Source organism: Falsihalocynthiibacter sp. SS001, from assembly GCF_042445055.1.
In the GTDB taxonomy this organism is placed as follows: domain Bacteria; phylum Pseudomonadota; class Alphaproteobacteria; order Rhodobacterales; family Rhodobacteraceae; genus Falsihalocynthiibacter.
The window spans coordinates 2,967,051-2,983,019 of sequence record NZ_CP170339.1; the positions used below are offsets into that span (position 1 = coordinate 2,967,051).

At 55.5% G+C, this 15,969-nt stretch carries 19 protein-coding genes; 5 read left to right on the top strand and 14 right to left on the bottom strand.

Going from position 1 to position 15,969, the window contains the following annotated elements:
* Positions 1 to 27: 27 nt before the first annotated feature.
* The 5 genes from ACFE33_RS14250 to folK form a co-directional block, all read right to left on the bottom strand.
* Entirely contained in the window at positions 28 to 777 is a 750-nt protein-coding gene (locus tag ACFE33_RS14250) for a pyridoxine 5'-phosphate synthase (RefSeq protein WP_380054733.1), read from the bottom strand.
* 42 nt (positions 778 to 819) lie between these two features.
* Positions 820 to 1,467: a DUF2062 domain-containing protein gene (locus tag ACFE33_RS14255; protein WP_380054736.1), complete on the bottom strand. Its 648-nt coding sequence runs from the start codon at positions 1,465 to 1,467 to the stop codon at positions 820 to 822.
* 23 nt (positions 1,468 to 1,490) lie between these two features.
* A complete protein-coding gene (locus ACFE33_RS14260; RefSeq protein ID WP_380054739.1) occupies positions 1,491 to 3,614 on the bottom strand; it encodes a RelA/SpoT family protein in 2,124 nt (707 codons plus the stop codon).
* Positions 3,615 to 3,641: 27 nt separating this feature from the next.
* Positions 3,642 to 3,998, bottom strand: coding sequence for a DNA-directed RNA polymerase subunit omega (rpoZ, locus tag ACFE33_RS14265; protein WP_380054742.1), 357 nt, complete (start codon positions 3,996 to 3,998; stop codon positions 3,642 to 3,644).
* 77 nt (positions 3,999 to 4,075) lie between these two features.
* Positions 4,076 to 4,669, bottom strand: coding sequence for a 2-amino-4-hydroxy-6-hydroxymethyldihydropteridine diphosphokinase (gene folK / locus ACFE33_RS14270; RefSeq protein WP_380054745.1), 594 nt, complete (start codon positions 4,667 to 4,669; stop codon positions 4,076 to 4,078).
* Between the two features lie 97 nt (positions 4,670 to 4,766).
* On the opposite strand from folK, the gene ACFE33_RS14275 reads away from it, so the two are divergent.
* From ACFE33_RS14275 to rnhA, 4 genes are all read left to right on the top strand, one after another.
* A complete protein-coding gene (locus ACFE33_RS14275) occupies positions 4,767 to 5,345 on the top strand; it encodes an NYN domain-containing protein (protein ID WP_380054748.1) in 579 nt (192 codons plus the stop codon).
* 112 nt (positions 5,346 to 5,457) lie between these two features.
* Positions 5,458 to 6,408 (top strand): 4-hydroxy-3-methylbut-2-enyl diphosphate reductase, encoded by a 951-nt coding sequence (ispH, locus tag ACFE33_RS14280; protein ID WP_380054750.1) that lies wholly within the window; start codon positions 5,458 to 5,460, stop codon positions 6,406 to 6,408.
* Positions 6,405 to 6,998 carry a class I SAM-dependent DNA methyltransferase gene (locus tag ACFE33_RS14285; RefSeq protein WP_380054752.1) on the top strand — a complete coding sequence of 198 codons (594 nt, stop codon included), beginning with the start codon at positions 6,405 to 6,407 and terminating at the stop codon, positions 6,996 to 6,998. The genes ispH and ACFE33_RS14285 overlap by 4 nt, the downstream gene beginning before the upstream one ends.
* Positions 6,991 to 7,449, top strand: a complete 459-nt coding sequence (gene rnhA, locus ACFE33_RS14290; RefSeq protein ID WP_380054755.1) for a ribonuclease HI — start codon at positions 6,991 to 6,993, stop codon at positions 7,447 to 7,449. Before ACFE33_RS14285 ends, rnhA begins: the two co-directional genes overlap by 8 nt.
* Here the strand turns inward: rnhA and ACFE33_RS14295 are convergent.
* The 4 genes from ACFE33_RS14295 to def (ACFE33_RS14310) are packed head-to-tail and all read right to left on the bottom strand — an operon-like array spanning position 7,446 to position 9,650.
* Positions 7,446 to 7,685 carry a GlsB/YeaQ/YmgE family stress response membrane protein gene (locus tag ACFE33_RS14295; protein ID WP_380054758.1) on the bottom strand — a complete coding sequence of 80 codons (240 nt, stop codon included), beginning with the start codon at positions 7,683 to 7,685 and terminating at the stop codon, positions 7,446 to 7,448. The genes rnhA and ACFE33_RS14295 overlap by 4 nt on opposite strands.
* A gap of 38 nt (positions 7,686 to 7,723) precedes the next feature.
* Complete coding sequence (gene fmt, locus ACFE33_RS14300) at positions 7,724 to 8,623, bottom strand: methionyl-tRNA formyltransferase (protein WP_380054761.1); 900 nt, start codon at positions 8,621 to 8,623, stop codon at positions 7,724 to 7,726.
* A gap of 11 nt (positions 8,624 to 8,634) precedes the next feature.
* On the bottom strand, positions 8,635 to 9,132 hold the full coding sequence (gene def, locus ACFE33_RS14305) for a peptide deformylase (RefSeq protein WP_380054764.1): 498 nt from the start codon (positions 9,130 to 9,132) through the stop codon (positions 8,635 to 8,637).
* Positions 9,129 to 9,650 (bottom strand): peptide deformylase, encoded by a 522-nt coding sequence (gene def, locus ACFE33_RS14310; protein WP_380054766.1) that lies wholly within the window; start codon positions 9,648 to 9,650, stop codon positions 9,129 to 9,131. Before def (ACFE33_RS14310) ends, def (ACFE33_RS14305) begins: the two co-directional genes overlap by 4 nt.
* 106 nt (positions 9,651 to 9,756) lie before the next feature.
* On the opposite strand from def (ACFE33_RS14310), the gene ACFE33_RS14315 reads away from it, so the two are divergent.
* The gene (locus tag ACFE33_RS14315; RefSeq protein WP_380054769.1) at positions 9,757 to 10,926 is read left to right on the top strand and encodes a MalY/PatB family protein; all 1,170 of its coding nucleotides are present in this window, start codon (positions 9,757 to 9,759) and stop codon (positions 10,924 to 10,926) included.
* Positions 10,927 to 10,964: 38 nt separating this feature from the next.
* Here ACFE33_RS14315 and ACFE33_RS14320 read toward each other — a convergent pair whose 3' ends face one another.
* The 5 genes from ACFE33_RS14320 to cbiE form a co-directional block, all read right to left on the bottom strand.
* Positions 10,965 to 11,321 (bottom strand): hypothetical protein, encoded by a 357-nt coding sequence (locus ACFE33_RS14320; RefSeq protein ID WP_380054771.1) that lies wholly within the window; start codon positions 11,319 to 11,321, stop codon positions 10,965 to 10,967.
* An 81-nt stretch (positions 11,322 to 11,402) separates the two neighbouring features.
* A complete protein-coding gene (cobM, locus tag ACFE33_RS14325) occupies positions 11,403 to 12,194 on the bottom strand; it encodes a precorrin-4 C(11)-methyltransferase (RefSeq protein ID WP_380054773.1) in 792 nt (263 codons plus the stop codon).
* 27 nt (positions 12,195 to 12,221) lie between these two features.
* Positions 12,222 to 14,048 (bottom strand): precorrin-3B C(17)-methyltransferase, encoded by a 1,827-nt coding sequence (cobJ, locus tag ACFE33_RS14330; RefSeq protein ID WP_380054776.1) that lies wholly within the window; start codon positions 14,046 to 14,048, stop codon positions 12,222 to 12,224.
* Complete coding sequence (gene cobI / locus ACFE33_RS14335) at positions 14,039 to 14,740, bottom strand: precorrin-2 C(20)-methyltransferase (RefSeq protein ID WP_380054779.1); 702 nt, start codon at positions 14,738 to 14,740, stop codon at positions 14,039 to 14,041. The genes cobJ and cobI overlap by 10 nt, the downstream gene beginning before the upstream one ends.
* Entirely contained in the window at positions 14,737 to 15,948 is a 1,212-nt protein-coding gene (gene cbiE / locus ACFE33_RS14340; protein ID WP_380054781.1) for a precorrin-6y C5,15-methyltransferase (decarboxylating) subunit CbiE, read from the bottom strand. Before cbiE ends, cobI begins: the two co-directional genes overlap by 4 nt.
* Positions 15,949 to 15,969: the final 21 nt, after the last annotated feature.

Sequence of the window (15,969 nt, forward strand, 5' to 3'; positions counted from 1 at the left end):
ACCTCGCTTTGCCGTTGAACGCCCAAATTAGGCCCGCGCTTCACTCATCAGTCGACGCATTTCAGCAATCGCGGGTGACAGCCCCCGAAAGATACTCTCGCCAATCAGAAAATGGCCGATGTTCAGTTCCACGATCTCCGGGAACTCCGCAATCGGCTTGACTGTTTCGTAGGTCAGGCCATGACCTGCATGAACCTCTAGCCCCAGTAGATGCGCAAACTGCGCCATCTCGCGGAGGCGTTCGAGTTCTTTGTCTCGCTCGTCAAAACGGCCTTCGGCGTGGGCATCGCAATACGCACCAGTGTGCAACTCAATCACCGCAGCGCCAATGCGATGCGCGGCCTCGATCTGGCGTTGCTCGGCCGCAATGAAAATCGACACTCGGCACCCAGCATCACGCAGCGGAGCTATAAAATGCGCGAGTTCGTTTTCCTCACGCGCAACTTCGAGGCCGCCCTCGGTTGTGCGCTCTTCGCGTTTTTCCGGCACGATGCAAACTGCGTGTGGCTTATGACGCAGCGCAATCTGCTGCATCTCGGGTGTCGCAGCCATCTCGAAGTTCAGAGGCACCGTAAGGGCCTCCATCAAACGATCAATATCTGCATCCCCGATATGGCGACGATCTTCGCGCAAGTGTGCAGTAATACCATCGGCCCCCGCCTCCTGCGCCAAAATCGCGGCACGCACGGGATCGGGAGTTGCCCCTCCGCGCGCATTTCGCACGGTCGCAACGTGATCGATATTAACCCCTAGACGCAGGTGCTCTGAATACGTCATCTCGTGATTCCTCTGGCCAAATTCAGGGCAAGACTACCCCGTTCAAACTGCGCCGTCAGCCTTCTTGGCCGCTTTCTTGCGCAACTCATCCAGTTTTTTCTTAAGACGTCCGCGCCGCCGCTTCTGATAAACCGCAATAAGCGGAACCGAGACATAGTATACCGCTATCCCAGAGATCAAACCCGGGATGACGCCACCAACCAAATAGGGCAAGAATATCGAGTGGTAGAACCCTTCAAGGTTGGACCAATGAGCCTCGGCATCCGTGAACAGCGCCCAGATGTTGGCCTTGATTTCGCGCCCCGCTCCCACAAAGGTTTCGAGCGAGTGCCCGCGATCCGGGTGACCATAGGGCCGCCCAAGCATGATAAGACCGAGCTGAATAGATAGTGGCGCAATGATCGGGAAAGTAAGCGGATTACCAAAGAATGTGCCGATCAGCGCGGCCATAATGTTCCCGCGCAGCATCTTAGCCATGAGCGCAGCAACAAAAAAATGCAATCCGAACAATGGGGTAAAGCTCGTCAAAACGCCAGCGAACAAACCCCGTGCAATTTTATGCGGCGGATCAGGAAGCCGATGGATGCGGTGTTTTACATAGCGAAATGCACGAGACCAACCGCCCTTAGGATAAAAGAAATCCGCGATTGCCTGCCAAATCGGGCGTCTGTCGCGGCGTTTAAAAACCAAGGGTTCGTTCCTTTGCGTCGTGCTTATGCAGGCTTACGAGACTGATCGCGATACCGCTTGACGGATGCGACGTTCTCTTCAACATCCAATGCATTAATAACCATATGCAAGTGCTCTGCATCCCTCAAATCAACATCTATCAACAGCTTGTAGAAGTCTGACTTTCGATCCGAGAAATGCATATCCGAGATATTTGCTCTTTGCTCGCCAATCAATGTGCAAATTCGTCCCAGTACACCAGCATCGTTAGTGATCGTGACGCTTATCGTAACGGTGTGAACGGCAGGGTGACGTCCGGAATTCCAATGTAGATCAACCCACCTTTCGGATTGCTCCTCATACTCGGAAAGTACGGGGCAATCGATTCCGTGCACTACAACACCTTCACCGCGATAGGTAATTCCGACGATCCGTTCGCCCGGAACAGGCTGACAGCACTTGGCGCGATGGAAACTCTGCCCAGGAGACAGGCCCACAACCGCGCGTCGCGCATCAATTTCGTCGCCAGTGCTCGCTGCCAATTCGGGATAAACAGTCGTTACCGCATCGCGCGCCGAAAGCTCCGCACTTCCTAAGCGCGCCAGAAGTTCCGAAGAATTCGCCAACCCCAGTTGCGTAGCCGCTCGCTGAAGCGTTTTTTCGGTGGCGCGTTTGCCTATATGCTCAAATGCAACGCGCGCAAGTTCACGGCCGAGCTTAATGAAACGATCACGATCTTCTTCGCGCAAGCTACGACGGATCGCCGCCTTGGCACGCCCCGTCACAGCGATATCGAGCCATGTCGCCTGTGGACGCTGACCTTCTGCGGTGATGATCTCGACCGATTGCCCGTTCTTCAAACGGGTCCAGAGCGGCACACGTATTCCGTCCACCTTGGCACCAACACAGCTATCGCCGATGCGCGTGTGAATGGCATACGCGAAATCAAGCGGTGTCGCCCCGCGAGGCAATTTCTCGACCGCACCTTTGGGCGTAAAACAGAACACCTGATCCGAATACATTTCGAGCTTAACATGCTCTAGAAACTCGTCGTGATCTTCCGCATTTGCGAACCGCTCCGCAAGCGCTGAAATCCAACGGGCCGGATCGACGGCAAACGGGTTTTCCGCGCGCACACCGTCGCGATAGGACCAATGCGCCGCCACGCCGCTTTCGGCAACATCGTGCATCTGGCGGCTTCTGATCTGAACCTCAACGCGCTTGGCATCGCGTCCAGAAACCGTTGTGTGTATCGAACGGTAACCGTTTGATTTCGGCTGACTAATATAGTCCTTAAACCTGTCAGGCACCGCGCGCCAGCGACGATGAATCGCGCCAAGAACGCGATAGCAGTCAGCGTCGTATCGCGTAATTACTCGGAAGCCATAGATATCGGACAATCGCGAAAAACCGATGCCCTTTTCTTCCATCTTGCGCCAAATGGAGTAGGGCTTCTTTGCGCGTCCGTATACATCGGCATCAATTCCTTCAGCCTCAAGCTCGGCACGGATGTCGTGGGTGATCTTGTGAATCACGTCACCTGTTTCGCGCTGCAACATCACAAAGCGGCGAATGATAGAATTTCGCGCATCTGGGTTCAGCACCCGAAACGCCAGATCCTCCAACTCCTCGCGCATCCATTGCATACCCATCCGGCCAGCCAACGGAGCGAAGATATCCATCGTCTCGCGCGCCTTTTGGGCCTGCTTTTCGGGCCGCATGGCCTTGATCGTCCGCATATTGTGCAAACGGTCCGCCAATTTGATGAGGATCACGCGCATGTCCTTAGACATAGCCATGAATAGTTTACGAAAGTTTTCCGCCTGCTTGGTTTCACTACTCGAAAGCTGCAAATTCGTCAGCTTGGTAACGCCATCCACAAGCTCGGCAACTTCTTTCCCGAATTTCTCTTGAATCTCGGAATAGGTTGCTTTGGTGTCTTCGATTGTATCGTGCAACAGGGCCGTAATGATCGTCGCATCATCAAGCTGTTGTTCTGTTAGAATAGCAGCGACGGCAACGGGGTGCGAGAAATACTCCTCGCCAGACTGACGCAATTGGCCCTTGTGCATCGCGCGGCCATAATCATAGGCCTCCGCGATCTTGGCTTCGTCAGTATTTGGATTGTAGTTGCGGACCAGTTGGATCAGGTCATCGACTTCGATCATCCAGCCCGCCTCTTTCGCGCGTCGCGCTTATTGCTGTCCTTGCGCTTCCATGAGCGCCCGCAGCAGGTTTTCTTCTGACATGTCATCCTCGGCAGGTTTGTCCGAAGATTCCGCCCCCATAAGCAGCGCCATATCGTCTGCTTCTGGCTCATCGACTTCAATCTGTGTTTGATTGCTTTCGATCATGCGCTCGCGAAGGTCATCCGCCAATTGGGTCTCATCAGCGATTTCACGAAGTGCAACAACTGGGTTCTTGTCGTTGTCACGATCAACCGTGATCGCAGAGCCAGACGCAATTTCGCGCGCCCGATGGGATGCAAGCATCACCAAATCAAAGCGGTTAGGAACTTTATCAACGCAGTCTTCAACCGTTACGCGGGCCATTGAGCACTCCAATGCAGATCGGGGTTTAGAAGAGGTCTATTTAGAACTTTGCCACAACAATGACAAGCCCGAAAACCCTAGTTTCCAAGGGGTTTTATTTCAATTTTATCACTTTTTGGTAACGCATCCAACATCTCTTGAACCGATTCGCCCGTCACAGGGTGGCACCATGCGGGAATTATTTCGTTCAGCGGAACCAGAACAAACGCCCGATCCTGAAGGCGCGGATGAGGCAGGATAAGCTCGGTGGGCGTGTCCGTCATTTGCCGCTCAAGCGGGAGATTGCGCCAATGAGAATAGCCTTTCTCGTCTGGCGCAACAGCGTCGCCCCACGCTAATAGGTCGATATCGAGCGTGCGATCCGCCCATCGTTTACCCCGAATACGATTGTGCATGGTTTCAATGTGATGCAATCGCTCAAGAACTTCTCCCGCAGCCAAATCAGCTTCAATCACTGCCGCCACATTCACAAAATCCGCCCCCTGATTCGCGGGGAAGAATGGCGCATGATAGAACTGACTCGCCTTCCGAATCACGATTCCGTGACTCGCGACATCTTTTAGCGCACTTCGCAACCTGTCTATTGGTCGGCACCCGTCCAAAGTGACGTTACTTCCCATGGAAATAAGGCCTATTGTTTCAACTTTGTGACATCCCGTGGGTTGCGACATACAGCAAAATCCTTAAATTTATATTGGCCTTGGTTGACGACTATCCATTTCACTCACTCACGGAAACCAGCACAAGGCAATTAGAGAAGGAAATATTATGTTTTATCGAGACGAACGACTTGCGTTGTTCATTGATGGCTCGAACCTTTATGCCGCTGCAAAGTCGTTGGGGTTCGACATTGACTACAAGCTACTGCGCCAAGAGTTCATGCGTCGCGGGAAATTGCTCCGCGCGTTTTACTATACCGCACTGCTAGAGAACGACGAATACTCGCCTATCCGCCCACTCGTGGATTGGCTACATTACAACGGCTTTTCGATGGTTACAAAACCAGCGAAAGAATACACAGATTCTATGGGTCGCCGCAAAGTTAAAGGCAACATGGACATCGAACTCACCGTAGATGCGATGGAACTCGCGCCGCACGTTGATCACGTAGTTCTCTTTTCGGGCGATGGGGATTTTCGCCCTTTGATCGAGAGTCTACAGCGTCAAGGTGTTCGCGTATCAGTAGTATCAACAATCCGCAGCCAGCCACCAATGATCTCGGATGAGCTGCGCCGTCAGGCAGACAACTTCATCGAACTGGATGAGTTGAAGGATGTTGTCGGCCGCCCCCCGCGTGAGAACAACCCGATGGACCAAGCGGCAGAGATGCTTGTCCCACAGGATTAATAACTGACCGGAGCCAATTTGGCTCCGGTTTTCGTTTTGGGAATTTCGTTCTCAGGCTCTTTACCCATGCGTCCCAAAAGCGTACCTCTGAGGCATAAACAACGAGGCCGCTATGTCTAATCCTCCCCTTACCCTTTATCTCGCCGCCCCGCGTGGCTTCTGTGCGGGCGTTGTGCGCGCGATCAAGATCGTCGAGATGGCGCTCGAGAAATGGGGCGCGCCCGTCTATATGCGCCACGAAATCGTGCATAACAAATACGTCGTAGATGGCCTCCGCGCCAAAGGAGCAGTGTTCGTTGAAACTCTCGACGAATGCCCAGACGACCGGCCCGTAATCTTTTCTGCGCATGGCGTTGCAAAATCGGTCCCCAAAGCAGCCGAAGCGCGCGAAATGCTCTATGTTGATGCAACCTGCCCACTGGTGAGCAAGGTTCACATCGAAGCAGAGCGCCACGCCGAAAACGGCCTGCAAATGGTGATGATCGGGCACAAGGGGCACCCCGAAACGGTTGGGACAATGGGGCAGCTTCCTGAGGGTGAAGTGCTCTTGGTCGAAACACCCGAGGATGTTGCGACCCTAAATGTGCGCGATCCAGAGAAGCTCGCTTACATCACGCAAACGACTCTCTCGATTGATGACACTGCCCTTATCGTTGAAGCTCTAAAACTGCGTTTTCCCGCAATTGTCGCACCGCACAAAGAAGACATTTGCTATGCTACGACAAATCGCCAAGAAGCCGTAAAGGCGATGGCGCCGAAATCGGACGCGATCCTCGTGATCGGCGCGCCGAATAGCTCGAATTCCAAACGTCTGGTTGAGGTCGCGGCAGCGGCAGGATGTGAATATGCCCAACTTGTCCAGCGCGGAACCGATATCGACTGGCGCGCACTTGAGGGTGTGAAGTCCGTTGGCGTAACCGCAGGAGCGAGCGCGCCAGAGGTGCTGGTGAATGAGGTCATCGACGCATTCAAAGAACGGTATGAAGTAACCGTCGAGTTCGTCGAAACCGCGCAGGAAAACGTCGAGTTCAAAGTGCCGCGCGTGTTGCGACAGGCATCATGAAGGCCGACCCACAAACTCTCGCGGTCTATGAAAAGCGCGTAGGCGACTATGCAAAAATGGTCGCCAAGGATACGCCCTTTCCCGCACTCGAGGCGTTTATTTCTGCTTTGCAAAAAGGTGCCGAAGTGCTTGATTTGGGATGTGGCACTGGGCGTGCTGCCGCGCGCATGGCCGCCGCGGGACTGAACGTTACGGCATGGGATGCCAGCCCCGCAATGGCGGCATTCGCCAAAGAAAACTTCGGCATTGATGTGCGGCTTGCGACTTTCGGCGATCTAGATTCGGTGGATGCGTACGACGGGGTTTGGGCCAACTTTTCACTGCTACACGCCCCCAAATCGGCGTTTGGAGATCACCTTGCGGCCATCCACAAAGCGCTCCGCAAAGGCGGGAAATTCCACCTCGGCCTAAAAACCGGCGACACCGAAATGCGGGACGATATCGGCCGATTTTACGCGCTGTACACCGAAGCCGAGCTTGAAGATTATCTCTCAACAGCTGGCTTCCAGATTACTTCTCGCTCCTTTGGCGAGGACCCCGGCCTTGATGGCACTATTTCTCCTTGGATCATAATATCTGCTCATGCCTGAACTTTTTGCTTACACTGACGGTGCCTGTTCTGGAAATCCCGGTCCAGGTGGATGGGGCGCGCTCCTTATCGCTCGCGATGGCGAAACCGTTGTAAAGGAGCGCCCAATGTGTGGCGGCGCTGCCGAAACGACGAATAATCGTATGGAGCTGATGGCGGCGATCAGCGCCCTCGAAGCTCTGGAAAGACCCTCGCGCCTCACCCTTGTCACGGACAGCAATTACGTCAAAGACGGCCTAACCAAATGGATCTTTGGTTGGAAGAAAAACGGCTGGAAAACTGCCGCCAAGAAGCCCGTTAAGAACGAAGACCTCTGGAAACGTCTGGATGCCGCAAACGCGCGCCATGACGTAACTTGGGAGTGGGTCAAAGGGCACGCGGGACACCCTGAGAACGAACGCGCAGACGAGCTTGCACGTGAGGGCATGGAGCCGTTCAAAAAGGCGCGCTAGGAGCGGCCTCGATACTTTTGATAGAGCCAAACGAGCAGGATCGCGCCCAATACACCAGCGACAAAGCCCGCAGTCGCGCCAAGCATATTGACGATGAACCGAAGCAAGAACCCGCCGATAAAGACACCGGCGATACCCACCGCGATCGTAATCACAATGTTTGCCTCAACGCCCATGACACGCGTCGCGATAAATCCCGCCGCTGCGCCAACAATGATCAGTAATATAACACCCATATCGAAACTATGCCGCACACGTTAACATTTGCAAAGGTCTAGTTTAGCGACGCAGGCAACTCTATGCCGCGCAGGAATGTTTCGGTGTCCATGGGCCGCTTTCCTTGTCGCTGTGCCGTCAGTATTTCGACCGCACCCGAACCGCACGCGATGGTCATTCCGCCAAGCACGCGCCCCGCTTCCCCCGAACCTTCTCCAACACGCGAAGCCAAAAGCTTCACACGCTCGCCGTTTATTTCACACCACGCACCTGGAAATGGCGAAAGTCCGCGGATCTTGCGATCAACCTGCTCGGCGCTCTCAGTCCAATCAATACGTGCCTCGGCCTTGTCGATCTTGGCCGCATAGGTAACGCCTTCGGCGGGTTGCGGTACTGACTTCAGATCATCCAATTCATCAAGCGCTTGAACGATGGCTTCGGCCCCGAGCGTGCACAGGCGATCATGTAATTGCGCCGTCGTTTCCTCGACCCCGATAGTGATCTCTTTGCGCAAGAGGACATCACCGGTATCCAGTCCCGCATCCATTTGCATAATGCAAACGCCGGTATTCTTATCGCCCGCCATGATCGCGCGATGGATAGGCGCGGCCCCCCTCCAGCGAGGAAGAAGGGAAGCGTGAATATTCAGGCAACCCCGTTTCGGCGCATCAAGGATCGCTTGCGGCAAGATCAATCCATACGCCACAACAACGGCGATATCAGCATTCAGCGCGGCAAACTCAGCTTGTGCCTCGTCCGATTTCAAAGAGCGCGGCGAACGCACCTTAAGCCCGAATTCTTCGGCACGGTTTTGGACGGGGCTGGGGCGGTCTTTTTTTCCACGTCCCGCAGGGCGCGGTGGCTGGCAATAAACAGCGGCGATCTCATGTCCTGCTTCGACCAATGCCTCGAGGACAGGTACGGAAAAATCGGGCGTGCCCATGAAGACAATACGCATAAGAACCCTCTCTAGTTGCGCGCCTTCTTCGCTTTGCGCAGCAACATATCCCGTTTCATTTTCGACAGACGATCAAAATACATTTTGCCGTTCAAGTGGTCGATCTGGTGCTGTACCGAAGTCGCCCAAACGCCGACAAAATCTCGCTCTTCCTGTTCACCATTCTCGTTCAAAAAGGCAACTGTTACAGCGCGCGGGCGTTCGATCTTGGCCGAAACGCCCGACAAATTCGGGCTCGCCTCTTCATGCTCGCGCAGTTTCGCGCTCGCGTGCAATATTTCAGGGTTTGCCAGCAGTACGACATGCCCACGCTCTTGCGAACAATCCACAACTGCAAGCCGCTTCATGATACCGATTTGAACCGCAGCCAGCCCAAGGCCGGGCATCGCCTCCATTGTATCGACCATGTCCGCCCAAATCGCGCGAATATTATCGTTTACTTCAGCGACACTCTCGGCGGGTGTGCGCAGGCGCTTGTCGGGCCATGGGACAAATGGGCGAACCGTCATCCGCGTGCCATTTCACGTTTGAGCTTCTGCATCTTGCGCGTGATCATCTGGCGACGCATCGGCGATAGATAATCAATAAAGAGCTTACCATTGAGGTGGTCGATTTCGTGCTGCACACACGTCGCCCAAAGCGCGTCAAATTTTGCTTCGCGCGCGGCACCCTCAAGATCAATCCATTTCACGCCAACCTCGGCGGGACGCTCGACTTCGCCGTATTGCTCAGGAATAGAGAGACAGCCCTCTTCGTAGGTGTTGAGCGCTTCGGATTCCCAGACGATCTCTGGGTTAAACATGGTGATCGGTTCGGGGTCTGCCCCCTCTTCTTTCACGCAATCCAAGACGATCAGGCGCTGCATCACACCAATCTGCGGCGCAGCGAGTCCAATTCCCGGCGCGTCATACATTGTCTCGAGCATGTCCTCCGCCAGCTTCTTGAGCTCTGGCGTGACAGTCTCGATCGCCTCAGCGGTTTTCTTGAGGCGCGGGTCGGGGTGGATCAGGATCGGTCGAATACTCATAACGCCCATTTAGGCGAAGATGCTGAAGGTTGCAATCTCTGCCCCCCTTGCAACCCCCATTCATTTTGTTAGCTTGGCGAAAAAATGATACGCTCAAGGAAACTACATGTCATTCGATGAAATAATCGATCGCCGCGGCACCCATTCCACAAAATGGGACTCTATGAATGCGATCTATGGTGTTTGCCCCGATGATGGCCTCGCGATGTGGGTCGCTGACATGGATTTTCATCCACCTGCCTGCGTGACCGCCGCACTTCAGGAATTTGTTGACCACAACGTATTTGGTTATTTCGGTGACGACAGCGCCTATCGCAATGCAATTTGCTGGTGGATGGAGAATCGTCACGGCTGGAAAGTCGATCCGGCGGCAATTTTCACCACGCATGGCTTAGTCAATGCGGTCGGAATGTGCCTTGAAACCTATACTAAACCCGAAGAAGGAGTTGTGCTCTTTAGTCCCGTTTATCACGCGTTCGCCAAAACAATTAAGGCCGCAGGCCGGACATTGGTTGAATGCCAACTGGTAAACAACGATGGTCGCTACGAGATGGATTTTGCGGCCTATGACGCCCAAATGACGGGCAACGAGAAAATGGTCATCCTCTGTTCGCCGCACAACCCCGGAGGTCGTGTCTGGACGCGAGATGAACTTAACCAAGTTGCCGCCTTTGCCCGCCGTCACGATTTGATTTTGGTGTCGGACGAGGTTCACCAAGACATCGTGTTCGACGGTAGCAAGCATATTCCGACATCCCATATTGAAGGGATCGAAGACCGCCTCGTCGTCCTTACCGCCCCCTCAAAAACCTTCAACCTCGCCGCGGCGCATACAGGGCAGGTTATTATTCAAGATAAGACCCTGCGTGCGCAGTTCGCCGTGACAATGACCGCGATGGGTATGTCCGCCAATAATTTTGGTTATATCGCCACAACGGCGGCTTACTCCCCTGAAGGGGCCGCGTGGGTGGACGAACTGATCGCGTATATTGACGGAAACCGCCGCCTGTTTGATGAAGGGGTCAACGCAATCCCTGGCGTAAAATCTATGCCGCTTGAGGCGACCTATCTGTCATGGGTGGATTTCACAAATACCGGCATGACCATGGACGAAATTTCCGAGCGTGTCGCCAAGTCTGCAAAGATTGCCGCGAACCAAGGGCCGACGTTTGGCACGGGTGGTGAACTGCACCTACGCTTCAACCTCGCCACTCCAAGAAGCCGCGTGGAAGAGGCAGTTGCGCGCCTTCAATCGGCGTTCAGTGACTTGCAATAAGTGAAAACTGGCGTGGCACCACGTGCCGCGCCAAATTGCTATTGGGCGTTGCTTCCGAGAAGGGCAACGGGGCTATCATCCGCGATTTCAAAATCCAGCGCGGCGCGATCCGCCGTGACGGTTGAGCGTTTGAAATCAAAGTGCATCTCGTCGCCCTGCACTTCAGAGGCCACAATCAAGCATTGATAAAGGTGCTTTGCCCCATCAAAAATATCGACCAAGCCGCGCATCTGCGGCGCAGTTTCTGCTTCTAGCGCAAAGCCACCCTCCCAATACCGCAGGATCGGGAAGACCTCGTCACCAGTGTGAACGCGTAGACGGCTCTTTTTCTTCATAGCTGCCATCTGGGCCCGTTCCAGACCCTCGCGCACCTCTTTGGGAAGGAAATCAGACATAATTTCTCCAAGAATCAATTTCGAGCCAAGTTCTTACAATCAGAATGACATAGCACCCCTGAACGTCAAGTTAACCTTCCCTCAGGTATTGTGATCCTCGACAAGTTGCACACCAGTCACAGGTCGAAGCACGTGCGGCATCGCGGGATCATAGAGCGCGGAATCCTTGAAATCGCGTACCGATCCAAGCGCAGGCCCCACAAGGATAAGTGCTGTGCGTGTGATCTTTTCGGAACGCACCTTCTTGCGAATGTCGGCCAGCGTTCCGCGCAGGAACAGCTCATCTGGCCATCCTACGCGATAGGCCACAACAACGGGACAATCCTCGCCATAGTGCGGTGTAAGAACGCGCTCGATCTCGCGCATATTTCGCACCGCAAGGTGAATGGCCAATGTCGCACCCGTACGCGCGAAGTTTTCAAGGGTCTCGCCTTCGGGCATAGAGGTCGATTGCATCGACATACGTGTGAGGACAATAGATTGCGCGATCTCAGGAATAGTGAGTTCCTGTCCCAATGCTGCCGCGGCGGCGGCATATGCGGGAACGCCGGGGATGATTTGGTAATCAATGCCGTCGGCCTTGAGACGTCGAATTTGCTCGGCAATCGCGCCATAGAGCGAAGGATCGCCCGAATGAACGCGCGCTACGTTCTCTCCGCGTTCGTGGGCGGCGACGATTTCGGCGTGGGTTTCGTCAAGCGTCATAACCGCCGTATCACGCACCAATGCACCCTCTGGGGCGCAATCGACGACTTCGCGCGGCACAAGTGACCCTGCATAAAGGCAAACGGGACATTCCCCGATAACCCGCGCGGCCTTCAACGTAAGCAACTCTGGGTCGCCCGGACCCGCGCCGATAAAATAAACTGTCATACGAACTCCTTGGCCTATGGCCGGTGTCTAGCTGGCCTTAGGGGCCAAATCTCCGTCGATTTTCCGTGCGTAACCACGCGGCGTATACATGCGCGGACCTTCACCTAGCTGCGCGAGTTTCGTGTGGCTTGACCCCACCAAGACGACGGTCAGCATATCGACTTCATCAACTTCCAGATCGGCAAGACGACGGTAGCGAACGTTCTCTTCCGGGCGTCCCAACGAGCTTGCGAGCATAACAGGTGTATCCGCTGGACGGTGCTTCAATAGAATATCGCGCGCTTCGGCCAAAAGGGTACGCCTCCGCATCGAAACAGGATTGTAGAACGCGATAACGAAGTCGCCCTCGGCCGCGGCATGGAGCCGCTTAACGATATCCTCACGCGGGGTCAGCAGATCAGAGAGAGATATAGCGCAGAAGTCATGTCCCAGAGGCGCGCCCGCGCGCGCGGCTGCGCCCTGAAGCGCGGAAACGCCGGGCGTTGAAATAACATCCACACGATGCGCGGCATCGCTAACGCCCAACTCGTCAGGACCCCGGTCCAGCAATTCGAACACTAGAGCACCCATCGCATAGATACCCGCATCGCCCGAACAAATCAGCGCAACATTTTTACCTTTGGCTGCCTGCTCAAGCGCATAGCGACACCGATCTTCCTCGCCACCAAGCGGGAAATCAGAACGGGTTTTGCCGTGGGCAAGCGGCCCGAGCAAATCGATATAAAGCCCATACCCCACCAGTTCCTCGGCCTCGGCAACTAAGCGACTTGCCTCTGGCGTGCGCCAACTATGTTGTCCGGGTCCGATGCCAATAATGGACAAGCGACCACGCGCGCGGCCATTCAACTCAACGATTGGGTCATTCGCTCGTGCCAAGGCGCATGTTGCGTTGGCCGTCTTTTGCTTGGGCACAACGAGCGTTGCATCCCGCCCCGCCGCCGCCAGCGCAGAAGCCTCGGACACGCCGTGACAACCAACTTCGGCAAAAACCACCTCGGACGGGTTTTCCAAGCGATCTACTTCGGCCTCTAATTCATCGGCATCAAAGAGCCTAAGCGGCACGCCAAGCCGCGCAGCAACGACATTCATCGCCGGCTCGTCACCCTTAAGGTCAATCGAATTAACACAAGCGATCGCGCCTCTTGCAATCCCCTCGCGCTCAAGTGTTTCGCACAGGAGGTCCCAAACTTCTTCTGGGTCGGCATTGCGCGCGCATCCAAGGCCGAGCGCAAATCGCTGTGGATGATAGACAAGCTGCGCATCAGTTGGCGTTACGGGCGCTTCGGTTACGCGAAGCTCGACCTCGCCGTTTTCACTTGCATCAAGATCAAAGATATTCTCGCCTTTGCACGCGAGCGATGCGCCATTCAGAAGGGCCGCCATAACGGGCTTGGCACTCTGCGGATTCTGCAAACGATACCCGACAGGCGGCATATCAAGCGCCACACCCATTGCAACGTCGCCTGCGGTCGTAACTGCCGCAACTCCCCCAAGTGCTTCGGAAATCTGTTGCGCAAGGCGGTTTGCGCCGCGATGACCGCCAAGTAGCGGCACTGTCACGCTCCCATCATCCGCGACCGAAACGACGGGCGGCTCTTGCGTTTTGTCCGCCAGAAGCGGCGCCACCGCCCGAATAAGGATACCGCTCGCACAAACGCCGACAATCGGTGTTCCGCTAGCAAACAAAGTGCGCACATGATCCAGCGCATTCGGAAAATACGCATCGGCCCGCTCTACTCTTTCAGAGCGCCCATGCACATCCGCCCCGAGAAGCGCGGCCACTTTATGTGCTGTTTCTTCTCCCGACTTGGATAGACAAACCACAACGGGTTTCAGCGCAGAATTTAGAGCCATGGATCAGCTCCCTTCGTTAACAAGATCATTGAAAAGTACGGCGCTCTTTCGGGCGCGTCCGCGAGGGGCGCCACCACTTCTTCGGGAAGTGACGCGCGCTCGATATAGGTTGCTTTGTCTAGGAGGCCCAGATCATCAATCACACCGCGAATTTTTGAAAGGTGCCGCCCGACCTTCATGATCGCCACGCTTTCGGCGCCATCTATCCGCGTGCGCAACTCGTCTTCTGGCAATGGACCGGGCAGGATCGTAACCCGCTCATTTCGTGCTGCCAGCGGCATCTGAGCGCGCGCGGCACAGGCAGTGACGCTGGTTACGCCGGGGATAATTTCGCACTCAAACCGATCAGAAAGCCGCGCGAACAAATACATGAACGACCCGTAGAAGAACGGATCCCCTTCGCAGAGGCACACGACATCCTCGCCACTCTCTAGCGCCTTAGCGATGCCATCTGCTCCACGATCATATGCCTGTTGTGCAGGTGCGCGCTCGACGGTCATCGGGACATCCATCGCGATTTCGCGAATGCCATCAGGGATATATTGCGCCGCGATGGAACGTGCAAAGCTGGCTCCACCCTCAAGGCATGGATAGGCAACAACGCTCGCATTTTGCACAAGTCGCACCGCGCGCATTGTCATCAAGTCTGGATCGCCAGGCCCAAGCCCGACACCATAAAGCTTTCCGTTCATCGCTTTACCAAACTCAACTGAGTAACCGGCATAAGCGGCTTCCACCCAAGGTGACCTGCATCTACCGGCCCAAGGGGTGTTACACGATGCACAGAGAGTTTTACCAACTGGCCACCAAACTCCTTATGAAGCGCCACGAGTTCCGCTTCGCTTTCAAGCGTTACGGCATTTGCGACCAAGCGTCCAAGCGGGCGAAGGGCGCTCCACGCGGCATCGAATGTTTGACGGCTCAGTCCGCCACCAATAAATACTGCGTCAGGCGCAGGCAGATCGGTCAGCGCTTCGGGAACGCGTCCGTCAATCAGTTCGAGCTTTGGCACACCGAGCGCCAGCGCATTCGCCGCGGCCATCGCGCGACGATCGGGGCGCGGCTCGATCCCAATGGCACGTGCATACCGTGCGCCGCGCATCCACTCCACCGCGACAGATCCACATCCTGTCCCGATGTCCCACAATAGCGCCCCGCGCATCGGCATAAGTTTCGCCAGCGTCGCTGCGCGCACCTCTTGTTTGGTCATGGTTCCGTCATGCTCGAAGAGTTCGTCGGCAAGGCCCGGCACCCGAGGCAACAGGGCGGCATTTGGCGCCGCTATACATTCGACCGCGAGCGTGTTGAACGCAGGGACCTCGTGATCCCAGTCCTCTGCGATCCCTTCAAAACGTTGCTCGTTATCTCCGCCCATCGCAGCCAGCACAACCATACGGCTGCGCCCGAAACCTCGATCCGTCAGGAACTTGGCGATCTGCGCCGGAGTTTCGGCCCCCGTCGTCAAAATCAGCAGTCGCTGATCAGGCTGAATAAAAGCGATCATCTGCTCAACGGGTCGGCCATGGACCGTAAGCGTTTCGAGGTCCGCAAGGCTCCACCCCATCCGCGCCGCCGCAAGTTGAAACGCGCCCACTTGCGGATGATAGGTGATCTCGGACGGATCAATCGAACGGCCAATACGCGCCCCGACCGAATACCAAAGCGGATCACCCGTCGCGAGCACGACAACGCGCCTCCCTTTGTGGGCGGTCAACACGTCGATCAGCGCATCAAAGGGCGAAGGCCACGCAATGCGTTCAGCATTCTGCGCACCAGCTAAGAGCTGATGACGCTCGCCGCCCACGATCACCTCTGCCGCTTCGACCACGGCGCGCGTTGCAGGGGTCAGGCCCTCAAGCCCGTCCTCTCCTATTCCAACGATATGAAGCCAAGCAGACATTTACACTCCTTCAGGCAATAC